The organism is Micromonospora sp. NPDC049203, from assembly GCF_043197215.1.
In the GTDB taxonomy this organism is placed as follows: Bacteria; Actinomycetota; Actinomycetes; order Mycobacteriales; family Micromonosporaceae; genus Micromonospora.
The window spans coordinates 209,275-222,671 of the sequence record NZ_JBICSV010000004.1 but is presented as its reverse complement, the minus strand read 5'-3'; the positions used below and the strand labels follow the sequence as shown (position 1 = coordinate 222,671).

At 72.7% G+C, this 13,397-nt stretch carries 12 protein-coding genes and 1 tRNA gene; 7 read left to right on the top strand and 6 right to left on the bottom strand.

What is annotated here, in order from left to right; genetic code table 11:
- Nucleotides 1-7 precede the first annotated feature (7 nt).
- A complete protein-coding gene (locus ACGFIA_RS13465; protein ID WP_393260066.1) occupies nt 8-1,792 on the bottom strand; it encodes a potassium channel family protein in 1,785 nt (594 codons plus the stop codon).
- Nucleotides 1,793-1,879: 87 nt separating this feature from the next.
- Between ACGFIA_RS13465 and ACGFIA_RS13460 the strand changes: the two genes are divergently transcribed.
- From ACGFIA_RS13460 to ACGFIA_RS13445, 4 genes are all read left to right on the top strand, one after another.
- Nucleotides 1,880-2,359, top strand: a complete 480-nt coding sequence (locus ACGFIA_RS13460) for an MSMEG_6728 family protein (RefSeq protein WP_357468933.1) — start codon at nt 1,880-1,882, stop codon at nt 2,357-2,359.
- A gap of 197 nt (nt 2,360-2,556) precedes the next feature.
- Nucleotides 2,557-4,101 (top strand): FAD-dependent oxidoreductase, encoded by a 1,545-nt coding sequence (locus ACGFIA_RS13455; RefSeq protein ID WP_393260063.1) that lies wholly within the window; start codon nt 2,557-2,559, stop codon nt 4,099-4,101.
- 54 nt (nt 4,102-4,155) lie between these two features.
- Entirely contained in the window at nt 4,156-5,292 is a 1,137-nt protein-coding gene (locus tag ACGFIA_RS13450) for a hypothetical protein (protein ID WP_357468930.1), read from the top strand.
- Between the two features lie 217 nt (nt 5,293-5,509).
- The gene (locus ACGFIA_RS13445; protein ID WP_357389913.1) at nt 5,510-5,950 is read left to right on the top strand and encodes an HNH endonuclease; all 441 of its coding nucleotides are present in this window, start codon (nt 5,510-5,512) and stop codon (nt 5,948-5,950) included.
- Between the two features lie 87 nt (nt 5,951-6,037).
- On the opposite strand, the gene ACGFIA_RS13440 is transcribed toward ACGFIA_RS13445, so the two are convergent.
- Together ACGFIA_RS13440 and ACGFIA_RS13435 are read right to left on the bottom strand one after the other, a co-directional pair.
- Complete coding sequence (locus ACGFIA_RS13440) at nt 6,038-6,805, bottom strand: enoyl-CoA hydratase/isomerase family protein (protein WP_393260060.1); 768 nt, start codon at nt 6,803-6,805, stop codon at nt 6,038-6,040.
- Nucleotides 6,806-6,880: 75 nt separating this feature from the next.
- The gene (locus tag ACGFIA_RS13435; RefSeq protein ID WP_357389917.1) at nt 6,881-9,277 is read right to left on the bottom strand and encodes a M4 family metallopeptidase; all 2,397 of its coding nucleotides are present in this window, start codon (nt 9,275-9,277) and stop codon (nt 6,881-6,883) included.
- 255 nt (nt 9,278-9,532) lie between these two features.
- Between ACGFIA_RS13435 and ACGFIA_RS13430 the strand changes: the two genes are divergently transcribed.
- Both ACGFIA_RS13430 and ACGFIA_RS13425 read left to right on the top strand, forming a co-directional pair.
- Nucleotides 9,533-9,901 (top strand): hypothetical protein, encoded by a 369-nt coding sequence (locus ACGFIA_RS13430; RefSeq protein WP_357479409.1) that lies wholly within the window; start codon nt 9,533-9,535, stop codon nt 9,899-9,901.
- Between the two features lie 80 nt (nt 9,902-9,981).
- On the top strand, nt 9,982-10,638 hold the full coding sequence (locus ACGFIA_RS13425; RefSeq protein WP_357389921.1) for a type 1 glutamine amidotransferase domain-containing protein: 657 nt from the start codon (nt 9,982-9,984) through the stop codon (nt 10,636-10,638).
- Nucleotides 10,639-10,645: 7 nt separating this feature from the next.
- On the opposite strand, the gene ACGFIA_RS13420 is transcribed toward ACGFIA_RS13425, so the two are convergent.
- The gene (locus tag ACGFIA_RS13420) at nt 10,646-11,257 is read right to left on the bottom strand and encodes a histidine phosphatase family protein (protein WP_393260055.1); all 612 of its coding nucleotides are present in this window, start codon (nt 11,255-11,257) and stop codon (nt 10,646-10,648) included.
- A 143-nt stretch (nt 11,258-11,400) separates the two neighbouring features.
- Nucleotides 11,401-12,006, bottom strand: coding sequence for a TetR/AcrR family transcriptional regulator (locus ACGFIA_RS13415; protein ID WP_393260052.1), 606 nt, complete (start codon nt 12,004-12,006; stop codon nt 11,401-11,403).
- Between the two features lie 94 nt (nt 12,007-12,100).
- Here ACGFIA_RS13415 and ACGFIA_RS13410 point away from each other — a divergent pair, with 94 nt between their 5' ends.
- Nucleotides 12,101-13,153, top strand: coding sequence for an aldo/keto reductase (locus ACGFIA_RS13410; RefSeq protein WP_357389927.1), 1,053 nt, complete (start codon nt 12,101-12,103; stop codon nt 13,151-13,153).
- Between the two features lie 120 nt (nt 13,154-13,273).
- On the opposite strand, the gene ACGFIA_RS13405 is transcribed toward ACGFIA_RS13410, so the two are convergent.
- Nucleotides 13,274-13,350, bottom strand: a tRNA-Thr gene (locus ACGFIA_RS13405).
- Nucleotides 13,351-13,397 lie beyond the last annotated feature (47 nt).

The window sequence follows — 13,397 nt, the reverse complement described above, 5'->3', positions numbered from 1 at the left end:
CATCCGGTCACTCCTGCGGGCGGCGGGCGGCGGGCGGGCCGGTGGGCGCCGGAGGAGGCGCGGGCGTGGTCTCCCGCAGCAGCGCGGTCAGCCCGGCCCGCCGGGCCACCACAGTCAGCCGGTCACCGGCCTGGACCACCATGCGCGGGTCGGCCGCCCAGTCGGCCTTCTGATTGGGCCGGGTGTGCGCGAGCAGACGCACCTCGCCGGGCCGGGCCACCGCGCCCAGCGGACTCCCGTCCAGCGGCGAACCGGCCACCACCGGCACCTCGGTGACCAGCAGCGCGTGCCGGTCCACCGGGATGGTGGCGATGACCGCGCGATCGAGCAGAGCCGCCGCGAACGCCGGTGCGGCCAGATAGGACACGCTGCGCGAGATGCCGATGCCGAACGCCTGCTGGATGCGCTCGGCGAAGTCGCCGTCGAACAGCCGCAGCACCACGCGCAGGTCCGGGTCGAGGGACCGGGCGATCAGCGCGGCCCGCAGGTTCGTCCCGTCGTCGGTGGAGACCACCACGAGCGCCTGGCAGGTGTCCACCGAGGCGGACCGTAGCGTCTCCTCCCGGCCCGCGTCGCCCACGATCAGCGGCACCCCCAGCCGGTGCGCCAGCGCGGCGCCACGCGCGTCCGGGTTCTTGTCGATCGCCACCACCTCGACGCCGAAGTCGTGCAGCTGCGCCATCACCCGGGTGCCGATGTTGCCCAGCCCGACCATCACCACGTGCCCGGAGCGGTCCGGCTGGACCCGGCCGGCGTGCAGCGCGAGCCGGGCGTTGACGATGCCGTCGACCACCGCGGCCGTGATCAGCGGGATCAGCGCCAGCCCGGCCAGGTTGAGCACCACCTGCATCACCTGGGCCGCGACCGGCTTGTTGACGTCCGGATCCTGGCCGGTGAGCGTGGTGACCAGGGTCAGGTATACCGCCTCGCTCCAGCTCACGTCGGCGGCCCGCGCGTTGAGCCAGCCCAGCACCGCGATCACCGCGAGCAGCACCAGCACCGCGATGCCGATCTTGCGGGTGGCGAAGTGGCGGACCGCGCGCAGCAGCACGGCTGCCGGCTGCCGTCGCCGTCGCGCCCGTACCAGCCGCCGCGCGGCCACCTCGGTGCCCGCCGGCCGCCCGGTCGCCTCGGCCAGCACCACGTCGGCCGTCGCCTCGTCGGCGGGCAGCACACGCACCAGGTCCGGATCCGTGGTGACGGCCAGGCCGCAGACCACGTCCTGCGGGCGTACGTCGTCGCGGCGGGCCACGTAGAGCGTGCGCCCGGCGTGCCGGAAGTGGGTCGGCGCCACCTCGCCGAGCGCGGCGGCCACGAAGGCGGGCGCGGCCATCGAGGCGTCGGAGAGCACCGCCGAGTCCGGGAAGAGCTGCCGCAGGCCGTCCGCCAGGTTGGTGTTGAACATCCGCACCACCAGGCGCAGCCGCGACTCGACCTCCTGGGCGCAGAGCGCGGCGTGCATGTTGCCCACGTCGTCCTGGTGCAGCAGGGCCAGCCCGGCCGCGCCGGCCAGCCCGGCGCGGCGGAACGCCGCCTCGTCGAGGCGTTCGGCGGTGACGACCCGCACCCCCGGCACGTCCCGCCCGTCGGGGCCCTCGGACCGGCGGCGGCCCGGCACCACGAGCGTGACCCGCACCCGGCCGTCGGCGTTGTCGGTGGCGAGCAGCGACCGGACCACCCAGTAGGCGAGCGGATCGGAGCCGCAGACCACGTAGTGGGGGCGTTCGTCCCCGTTCATCCGGAGCCGCCAGCCGGTCGCGCGGCGCGCACGGTCACGCAGTGGCTCGGCCATGTCCGGATCGTAGTCAGCCGCTCGCGATGCGCGCAGCCCCGACGATCATGAACGCATGGCGGGTCCGGGTACGGGTAACGCACCGGCATGCAGACGTTCCTGCCGTATCCGGACTTCCTGGGCAGCGCGCGCACGCTGGACCAGAAGCGGCTGGGCAAGCAGCGCGTGGAGGCGATCCAGGTGCTGCGCGGGCTGACCCGGCCCGACTACGGCTGGCGCAACCACCCCGCGGTGAAGATGTGGGCCGGGTACGAGGAGGCGCTGACCCGGTACGGGCTGGACATGTGCGCGGTGTGGTGCGAGCCGGGCCGGGCCGACACCTGCGCCGGCACGCTCGCCACCGACCTCGCCGCCGCCTGCGGCGTGTCGGTGATCCGCACCCAGGACGAGCTGGCCGTCGCCGGTGAGCTGCCGCCCTGGCTGGGCCGCGACGACCTGCACCGCAGCCACCGGTCGTCGCTGCTGCGCAAGGACCCCGTCCACTACGCACCGCTGTTCACCGACGTCTCCCCCGACCTGGAGTACGTCTGGCCGCCCTCGGACCGCCCGCGCCGCTGCCTGCCGTGAAAGGAAGGGCCCCTTGTTAACGCCTCCGGTAGAGGAAGGGCCCCCTGTTAACGCCTCACCCCACGCGCCCACCCGACGCACGCGCCGCACGGATCGCCCGGCGTTAAGAAGGGGCCCCTGCACCTCCGTATGCGTTAAAAGGGGCCCCTTCCTTTCACCTCGGGCAGACTGGGGGACCGCCGACCGAAGGATGCCCCGTGAGTCTGTCGCAAGTGGTAGGTCGCCTCATCGGCGTACGCGAGCACCTGGTGGACCCGGGCGGCGGAGGCGCCGACCGCGTGCCGCGGCCGGTCGCGGCGCTGGTGGTCGGCGGCGGCATCGCGGGCATGTCGGCGGCGGTGGTGCTGGCCGAGCGGGGCGTGGCGGTGACGGTGCTGGAAGCGGCGCCGCACCTCGGCGGGCGGCTCGGCGCCTGGCCGGAGGAGCTGCCCGACGGCGTCCAGCGCAACGAGCACGGCTTCCACGCGTTCTTCCGGCAGTACTGGAACTGGCGGTCGATCCTGCGCCGGGTCGATCCCGCGCTGGGCTTCCTCAAGCCGATCCCGGGCTACCCGATCCTGTCCGAGCGGTGGCCGACCGAGGAGTTCGGCAAGCTGCCGCCCGCGCCGCCGGCGAACCTGCTGGCGCTGCTGCTGCGCAGTCCCAGCCTGCGCCTGGCGGACCTGCGCTCGATGGACCGGGACGCCGCGCTGCCGCTGCTCACCTACGACCCGGTACGCACCTACGAGGACTTCGACGAGCGGACGGCCGACGAGCTGCTCACCTCGCTGCGGCTGCCGGACCGGGCGCGGGCCATGCTGTTCGAGGTCTTCTCGCACTCGTTCTTCAACCACGAGGCGGAGATGTCGGCCGCCGAGATGATCGCCCAGTTCCACTTCTACCTGCTCGGCAATCCGGAAGGGCTGGCCTTCGACTGCCCGGACCGGGACTACGGCACGGCGATCTGGGAGCCGCTGACCCGGTACGTGGGCAAGCACGGCGGCCGGGTGACGACCGGCGCGGCGGCGGCCCGGCTGGACCGTACCCCGGAGGGCTGGCGGGTGACCGGCGCCGACGGTGACGTCTGGGAGGCGCCGCACGTGGTGCTCGCGGTGGACCCGCCCGCGCTCGCCGCGCTTGTCGACGCCTCGCCCGGCCTGGTCGCGGCGGCCCCCGAGCTGGTGGCGCGGATGCCCGCGTTCGGCAGGCCCGGTCCGCCGTACGCGGTGGCGCGCTACTGGATGGACGGGGACGTCCGGGCCGACCGGGCGGTGTTCAGCGGTGTCTCCCGGCAGCCCACGCTGGACTCGGTGACGCTCTACCACCGGCTGGAGGACGAGCCCCGCCGCTGGGCCGAGCGGACCGGCGGCTCGGTGGTGGAGCTGCACGCGTACGCCTGCGAGCCGGACGTGCCGGCCGACGAGCTGGCCGCGCGGATGCTGCGGGAGCTGACCGCGCTCTGGCCGGAGGTCGCCGACCTGCGGGTACGCGAGCTGCGCGCCCGGGTCGAGGCGCAGGCCCCGGCGTTCACGCCGGGTAGCCACGCCTGGCGTCCGGGGGTGGAGACCGACGCGCCCGGCCTCTATCTGGCCGGGGACGGCATCCGCACCGAATTCCCGAGCGCGCTGATGGAACGCTCGGCGGCCACCGGGATCATCGCGGCGAACCACATCCTGCGTGCCGAGGGGGCGGCGGCCGAGCCGGTCCGGTCGATCCGTCCGCGCGGCCTGCTGGCCAGCAGGACTGGCCCGAAACGGTCATAGGCCGACAAGAACGGCTTTACGCTCGACTGATCCGGTGACACGGGAGGTCGGGCGGTGAGCACCCCGACGCGCGAGCCGCGCGACGAGGAACACGGGACACCGCGGGACGAACGGACCGCGGTGGTCACCGCGCTGCGGCTCGGCTGGTCCATGGCGGACGCCTACCACCACGCGCAGACCGCCGACCTGACCGGGGACGGGGACCGGCCGGCGCCCGCGCCGCCGAAGCTGTCGAACCTGACCGAGCTGGCCGGGCGGCACCGGCTCGGCATGTACCTCGACGGCGTGGACGTCGCGCTGACCCAGATCGCGCCGCTGACCCCGGCCGGTCGTACGGTGCCCTGCACCGCCGCCGCCCGGGGTGCCACCGGAGCCGACCGGGAGCCGCTGCTGCGCGCGCTCGACGACCTCAACATCGACGTGCTGCGCTGGACGATGGCGACGAACCACCGGGTGGGCGTGGCGTACCGGCTCGGGCGCTCGCTCGCCGACACCGTGCGGCGCGGCGACGCCGACCAGCTCGCCGGGCGCTTCGGTGGCCGGCACATCCAGATCAGCAGGTGGCTGGACGAGCTGGCGAGCGTACTGCCGCCGTACTCGGCCGCCGTGGTGCGCCGCTCGCTCGCCGCCTGGGCCACCGCTGTCGGCCGCGCCACAGTGGGCGACCCGGCCGAGGCCGGACTCGGCGAGCTGGCCCGCGAGCTGCGCAACCAGGGCGACCTGTGGCAGGACGTGCTGACCGGCGGCCTGCACCCGCGCGACCTGCTCGACGAGGAGAACTGGGCGGTGGTCGCCCGCAACGTCATCATCCGGGACCGGAAGCTGGTCGCGCAGGCGGCCCGGGGCATCTTCTGGCCGGTGCTGGCGCCGCTGCTGGTGGTGCTGCTCGCGGTGGTCGGGGTCAGTGCCGCCGCCGCGGCCGGCTCCCCCACCACCCGGGCGGCGGTGGCGCTCGTCGGCCTCGGCGCCGGGCTCACCGCGATCTGGCGGTCGATCTCCACGCCCACGCTGTCGGTGGCCGCCGAGGTGAACCGCCCGCTGCTGGACAGCGAGCTGGTGGTGCAGATGACCGCCCGGATCGACAGGCCGCTCACCGCCGCCCGGCGCACCGGACGGGCCGGACGGCAGCGGCGGCCCGCCGACGACGGATCGAAATACGTTGGCCACGACTCCCGGATCGATCTACCGTGAGCGCGCAAGGTCAACCACCGTTCCAGGAGCCGTCCATGTCGCTGCGATACGCCACCACGATGACGTCGTGGCTGCTCGGCGACGGTTGCCGGGAACACGGTCCCTGGCCCGGAGGGCACGACTGACGCGTCTTACGCGTCCCCGTCGTCGCCGCCCGGTCCCGTGGACCGGGCGGCTTTTTTCGTCGCCGTACCGCCGATCGTGAAGGGAGAGCCCGGTGGACGCCGTCCTCGTCATAAACGCCGACCTCGGCCCGCTGCACCGGGTCACCGTCAAGCACGCGATCCGGATGCTCTGCCGCCGGGTCGCCGAGATCCACGAGGCCGAGCCGGACCGGGTGATCGGCGTCTTCCCGCTGCCGCGGGTGGTCCGCCTCGTCCGGTACGTGGTGACCCGCTGGCGGTTCAGCGCCGGCCCGGCCTGGTCCCGGGCCGGGGTGCTGGCGCGCGACCGGCGGCGGTGCGCCTACTGCGACGGAGCGGCCAGCACGATCGACCATGTCCTGCCCCGCTCGCGCGGTGGCCGGAACACCTGGGGGAACACCACCGCCGCCTGCTACGCGTGCAACCAGCGCAAGGGTGACCGGACCCCGGCCGAGGCGGGCATGCCGCTGCGGCGGGAGCCGGTGACGCCGAGCTGGGCCGCGCTGGCGCGGTGACGGACGGCCGGCGGGCACAGGGGGCGGTGCCGGGGGTACGCCCCGGCGCCGCGCCCGCCGGTCCCGTTCGCCTGCCCGCCTCGGCGGTCAGCGCGTGGCCGGCGGAGTCCAACCGAAGCGCGGCGGCCGGCGCTCGTTTATCGCCGCCACCCCCTCGCGGGCCTCGCCGCTGTCCCGCACCTGGCCGTGCCACCAGACCAGCCGGTCGGCGGCGGCGCGCCCGTCCACGATCTCCTTGGCGGCGGTCACTGTGAGCCGGGACCGTTCCGCGACGGTGGCGGTCAGCGCCGCCACCCGCCCGGCCAGCTCACCGGCCGGCAGCACCTCGTCCACCAGGCCGATCCGCAGCGCCCGCTCGGCGTTCACCAGCTCGCTGGTGAACAGCAGGTGCTTGGCCGCCGACGGACCGACCAGCGCGGCCAGCCGACGGGTGGTCGGCGCCGGGTAGACCAGGCCGAGCCGCGCCGGGGGTACGCCGAACCGGGCGTCCGCGGCGGCCAGCCGCAGGTCGCACGCGACGGCGAGCTGGCATCCGCCGCCCACGCAGGCGCCCTCGATAGCCGCCACAGTGGGACGGCCGAACGCGGCGAGCCGTTCCTCGGCGGCCACCGCGATGCTGCCGTCACCGGCGGCCAGCAGCTCGTCCAGGTCGCCCAGGTCGGCGCCGGCGCAGAACGTGCCGCCCGCGCCGGTGAGCACCAGCACCCGTACGGCCGGGTCCGCCTCCAGGCCGTCCAGCAGCACCGGGAGCTGCCGCCACATGGCCGGGGTCATCGCGTTGCGCCGGGCCGGGTTGTGGATGACCACTGTCGCCACCGGGCCGTCCAGGGTGACTGTGAGTTCCGCGTCGGACATGGTGCGACCGTAACGGCCGGGGCCCGGCGACCACCCGCGTGGGGTGGCCGCCGGGCCCCGGGATCGGCGATCAGGTCAGGAGACGTTGATCGCGGTGTCGTCGAGCACGAAGGAGGTCTGCAGCGAGACGTCCTCGGTGCCGGTGAACTTCAGCGTGACGGTCTGCCCGGCGTACGCCGCCAGGTTGAACGACTTCTGGCTGTAGCCGGCGGCCTTGTTCAGGTTCGAGTAGGTCGCCAGCGTGGCCAGCACCGAGCCGGACGAGTTGAGCACCTGCACGTTCAGCTTGTCGTACTGGACGCTGGTGGTGCTCTCGGCCGAGTCGATGTGCAGCCAGAACGAGAGGGTGTACGCGGAGCAGCCGCTCGGCAGGCTCACCGACTGCGACAGCGTCTCGGTACGGGTGCTGCCGTACCCGTTCATCCACGCGCTCCAGGTGCCGGTGCGGGCCGGCTGGCTGGTGCCGTGCTGGCCGATCACGCCGGAGGTGGAGCTCCAGACCGTGTTGCCGGACTCGAAGCCCGGGTTGCCGAGCTTCTGCCCGGCACCGGTGCAGCCGCCGCCGACGCTGCTGACGGTCAGCGAGTAGGTGGCGGTCTTCGTGCCCGACGCCGCGCTTCCGGTGACGGTCACCGTGTAGGTGCCGGCCGGGGTGCCGGAGCCGGTGGCGATGGTGAGGGTGGACGAGGCGCCCGAGGTCACCGAGGTGGGGCTGAACGACGCGGTGGCGCCGGTCGGCAGGCCGGACGCGGAGAACGTCACGGTCTGCGCGGTGCCGCTGGTGGTGGACGTGGCGACGGTGGCGGAGACCGATCCACCCGCGGTCACGGACCCGGCGGTCGGCGAGAGCGAGACGGAGTAGTCGTTGCCGGTGGAGCTGCACGGCGCGTCGTTGCCGGCCACGTTCACCGCGGTCCACGCGGCCTGGACGGTCTTGTACTCGGTCGAGCAGTTGCCGTACAGGTCGGTCGCGGCCCGCAGGGTGTACGCGCGGGCGGTGTTGGCCGGGTTGCTGGTGTTCACGTACGAGGTGTTCGAGGTGAAGTACACGTCGAGCGCCCGGTACCAGATCTTCTCCGCCTTGGTGCGGCCGATGCCGGTGACCGCCGGGGCCGAGCCGCAGACCGGCGAGGTGCCGTACGCGGTGGCGCCGGTGCCCTCGGCGAGGTTGAAGAAGAAGTGGTTGCCGACGCCGGAGGAGTAGTGCACGTCCTTGTTCTTCGTGCTGGTGGACCAGCAGGAGTCGGACGAGCCGTCCAGCGACGGGTTGTACATGTAGCGCAGCGGCGTACCGTTGCCGTTGATGTTGATCTTCTCACCGACCTGGTAGTCGCCCGGGTCGCTCGGCGCGGCGGCGTAGAACTCCACCATGTTGCCGAAGATGTCGCTGGTGGACTCGTTGAGGCCACCGGACTCGCCCGAGTAGACCAGCCCGGCCAGCGCCTCGGTGACACCGTGGCTCATCTCGTGCCCGGCCACGTCCAGCGAGACCAGCGGACGGGAGTTGCCCGAACCGTCGCCGTACGTCATCTGGGCACCGTCCCAGAAGGCGTTCACGTAGTTGTTGCCGTAGTGCACCCGGCTCGGCACACCCTGGCCGTTGCCGAAGATGCCGTTGCGGCCGTGCACGTTCTTGAAGTAGTCGAACGTCTTGGCGGCGCCGAAGTGGGCGTCCACGGCGGCCGACTGCCGGTTCGAGGTGGCGCCGGTGCCCCACGCGTTGTCCGCGTCGGTGAACGTGGTGCAGGTGGAGGTCCCGTTGTTCATGTCGCAGGTACGGCCGTTGCCGCGTACCGGGTCGATCATCTGGTACGTGCTGCCGGACAGCGTCGTGTCGATGGTGACCGAGCCGGTGTAGATGCCCTGGCCGGTGCCGGCCACCGTCTCGATCTCGTCGTACGAGCCGATCACCTTGCCGGTGGTGGCGTCGGTGATGACGTGCAGCTTCGACGGCGTCTGCTTGTCCGCCTTCCAGCCGGTCGCGACGGTCTCCCAGGCGAGGCGGCCCTTGCCGCTGCTGGCGTCGACGAACAGCTCCGGCGCGCCGACCGAGGTGACCGAGCCGGAGAACGTCTTGCGGGCGCTGGCCTTCGCCGCGTCCGCGCCGACCTTCGCGGTGGTGCTCAGGGTCAGCGGGGCGGAGAGGCTGACCGACGCGCCGGTCATGCTGCCGTTCGCGGCGGTGTGGATGACGAAGTCACCGCCGTACACCCGGAGACCCTGATAGGTCCGGCTGTAGCGGGTGTGCGCGGCCCCGGACGGGTCGACCTTGGTGCGGACGGCCTGGTAGGCCTCACCGCTGGCGCCCTGGACGGCGCCGGGGTTGGCGCGCAGCAGGCTCGCGGACCGGGCTGCGGCCGAGGTCTCGGGACTGGGTGCGCTTGGCGCTGCCGCTTGCGCAGAGGTGGTGACGCAGGCCAGCACGCTGCTGGTGAGCAGCGCTGCGCTGACGGCGGCGACGGATCTTTTCACGGGCCCTCCTGGAAGGCGGATGTTGTGACGGGGGTTGTCACTGGTGTAGATATAGCGATACATCGAAGAACGTGAAAGAGGCTGGCGAGCTCCCGCCGGAGACACTGACCGAACGGATGAGGAGGAGCGGTGACCCGGAACCGGGTGGTCCCGTCGCGCGTCCGATCCGGTATGAGAGCTGCCCCCGCCGCCGTGGCGGCCGTCGCCGCCCTTCTCGTCCCGCTCGCCGGCTGCGCCCGTGCCGACGAGCCACCGGTGATCACTGACGGCCCCCCGCCGCTGGCCGCCGAGGTGGTGCTGGAGAAGTCCGGCGGCATCGCCGGGGTGACCGACACCGTCCGGGTCGAGCCGCACGGTCAGTGGACGAGGACCGACCGCGCCGGCGCCTCCCGGGAGGGGCGGCTCAGCGACACGGAACTCGCCCGGCTGCGGCAGCTCACCGCCGACCCCCGGCTGGCCGCCGAGGCCGCCGTGACAGTGCCGCCGCCCATGTGCGCCGACGCGTTCACCTACCGGCTCACCATCGGGCCGAACCAGGTCGGCTACGTGGACTGCCCGCCGAAGGCCACGCCGCCGGCCGTCACCGCGCAGGTGGTGGACCTGCTCAACGGCGCCACCGGCTGACCCGGCCCGACCTCAAACCCGTTCCGGCTGTGACATCGGCCTATGGCCGGTCGGCGGACGAGCGGGCCAGCATGGAAGGCATGACTCGCGCACTCATCGCCATGACCAGTCATTCCGAGCTGGGCCGCACCGGCCGCTCGACCGGCTACTACGTCGGCGAGGCCGCCGAGCCGTGGGAGGTGTTCCGGGCCGCCGGGTACGACGTCGACCTGGTGTCGGTGGCCGGCGGGGAGCCGCCCGTCGACGGCCGGGACGAGAACGACAGCACCCAGAACGACTTCCTCGCCACCGCCGGCGTCACCGACACGCCGAAGGCCGCCGACGTCGAACCGGACGGGTACGACGTGATCCTCTTCGCCGGCGGTCACGGCACCATGTGGGACTTCCCGGACGACCCCGACCTGGCCCGCATCGCCCGCTCGATCTACGAGCGCGGCGGCGTGGTGGCCGCCGTCTGCCACGGCCCGTCGGCGCTGGTGAACCTCACCCTCACCGACGGCTCCCGGCTGATCGCCGGCAAGCGGGTGGCCGGGTTCACGAACAGCGAGGAGGCGGCCGTCGGCCTCACCGACGAGGTGCCGTTCCTGCTCGCCGACAAGCTCACCGAGGCCGGCGCGCAGCACGTGCCGGCACCCGACTTCACCGAGCACGTGGTGGTCGACGAGCGTCTGGTGACCGGCCAGAACCCGCAGTCCGCCCGCGCCGTGGCCGACGCCGTGGTGAAGCTGCTCGCCTGAGCGCCGGTCAGATCCGGTAGTCGTCGGGCAGGCCGGTGGCACGCAGCTCGGGCGGCAGGTGGGCGACGTCGTTGAACGCGATGAGCGCCGGCGGGCCGCCCGAGCTGTAACGGATCACGGTCAACCCGCAGTTCTGCTGGTTGAGCCCGATCCACCGCCGGGCCGGCGCCTCCAGCGCGCTCAGCACCAGCCAGGCGACCAGGAAGTTGTGGGTGACGACCAGCTCGCGTACGTCACCCTGCGCGGGGGCGGCGGCGAACCGGGCCACCGCCTCCGCCGTCACGCGCGGCCCGTCCCGCCGCTCCCGCTCGGTGAAGCCGGCCAGGAACGCCACGTACGACTCCGGCAGGCCGGCCGGCTCGGTGTCGTGCGGCATGTGGTCGCCCGCGCGGTCGTCCTCGCGTACCGGAACACCCGGCAGCGACGCCGCGACCAGCCCGGCGGTCTCCGCGGCCCGGCGGGCCGGCCCATGGTGTACGGCGGCAAAGCGCGTGCCGCGCAGCCGCTCACCCAGCAGCGTCGCCTGTCGCCGGCCCCGCTCGGACAGTCCGGTGTCCGCCTCCTCCTCCGGGCGGTCCTGCTCGCCGTGACGGACCAGGTAGAGCAGGCGGCTGGGCATCGGCACCTCCACGGTCGGGGACCGCGAGACTAACCCGGTCGCTCGCCGACGATCCGCCCCGTCGGCTCCCGGCGGAGGGCACCCGGGCGACCTCGGGACGGCCCGATCGTCCGTTCAGCTCCGCCCGAGTCGACTGGTGTGTGTCAGTGCGGGGGCTCGCCGGACCGCAGTCCGTCGACGAGGAGCGCGACCATGCGCCGCCCGTAGTCGGGTTCCTCGTCCGGCATGGGCGCGCACAGTTTCGCAACGGCGTACAGCAGGTCCTGGGCACTGATCCGGGCCCGGACCTCACCGCTGGCTGTCGCGGCCTTGAGCAACGACTCGAGGGCCGGTCCCAGCTTCTGCAGGAGATATCCGGGCAGGCCGTCGAACGCCGGATCGCCGGAGTGCAGGGCCACGGCAAATCCGCGTTTCGTCGCGACGAACGCGGTGAACCGGTCGAGCCACTTCGCGAGGGCTACCCCCGGTTCGTGCGTGGCGGCCAGGGCCGGGGCCGCGTCGGCGCATGCGTCGATCTCCCGCTCGATGACGGCCTTGATCAGGTCCGCGCGCTGCGGGAAGTGCCGGTAGAGCGTGCCGACGCCGACGCCGGCCAGATCGGTGATCTCTTTGGCGGGGGCGTCGACGCCGACGGTGCCGAAGACCGTCTTCGCAGCTTCGAGCAGGGACTCGATGTTGCGGCGCGCGTCGGTGCGCATCCGGCGCGGGGCGCGGTCGCGAACACCGGAATCTGCTCTGTTGTCGGACACAGCTACACCTCCCTTGCTTTTCCGGAAAGCCTTTCCGTATAGTTCAGTTCCGGAAAGACTTTCCACCTAACGACGATACCGCAGGGAGACGCTCATGCAGTACCGCACCCTGGGCCGGACGGGCATCAAGGTCAGCCCGTACGCGCTCGGCACGCTGATGTTCGCCACCGTGATCGGGAATCCCGACCCCGGCGACTCGATCAAGGTCATTCACAAGGCGCTGGACGCGGGGATCAACGTCGTCGACACCGCCGATGCCTACGGCGACTCGGAGGAGATCGTGGGTAGGGCCCTCAAGGGCCGCCGGGACAACGTCGTCCTCGCGACCAAGGTGGGCCTGCCCAGGCTGATCGCGCTGCCCCGGACGCCGGGTGCGGCCACCGACCCCAACCGGCGAGGCGCCTCCCGCCGCTGGATCATGACCGCGGTTGAGGACTCGCTGCGCCGCCTGCAGACCGACCACATCGACCTCTACCAGATCCAGCGCCCGGACCCCGACACCGACATCGAGGAGACGCTCTCGGCGCTCTCCGACCTGATCCGCAGTGGCAAGGTCCGGGCGATCGGATCATCCACGATGCCCGCCTCCGACATCGTCGACGCCCAGTGGGTCGCCGAGCGGCGCGGGCTGGAACGTTTCCACACCGAGCAGCCGCCCTACTCGATCCTCAACCGCGGCATCGAGAGCGAGGTGCTGCCGGCCGCGCAGCGCTACGGGATGGGCACGCTGGTGTGGGGCCCACTCGGGCAGGGAATGCTCACCGGCCGGGTCCGCAAGGGCGAGCAGAACGACCTGCGCCGTGCCCGCTTCTCCAAACACCTCACCGACGAGCGCCGGATCGACATCGTCGAACAACTCATCCCGCTCGCCGACGAGGCAGGCCTGCCGTTGACCCACCTCGCCATGGCATTCGCCATCGCACACCCCGGCGTGACCAGCGCAATCCTCGGCCCGCGCACGATGGAGCACCTCGACGACCTGCTCGCCGGCGTCGACGTCACGCTCACCGACGAGATCCTCGACCGGATCGATGAGATCGTCGCGCCCGGCACCGATGTCACCCGGCTCGACCAGGCCTATCTGCCCCCGGCCCTGCTGAACCCGAACCTGCGCCGCCGGCCGGTCAGCGAGCGTGGCGCCGCCTGATCGTCATGCCCAGTGGTGATGGCTGCTCCAGGTCAGCCGGATCGCCTGCGGGCTCTCATGAGCCCGCCGCTGTCACTGGCCAGATCGCAGCGACTGCCGCCGCGAAATGCCTGATGGAATTGGAGCCCCCGGCCGGGATCGAACCGGCGACATCTCGCTTACAAGGCGAGTGCTCTGGCCAGCTGAGCTACAGGGGCGCGTGCGTAGGGGTCAGCATAGCGACTGAGCCCCGGAAATCCCGCCT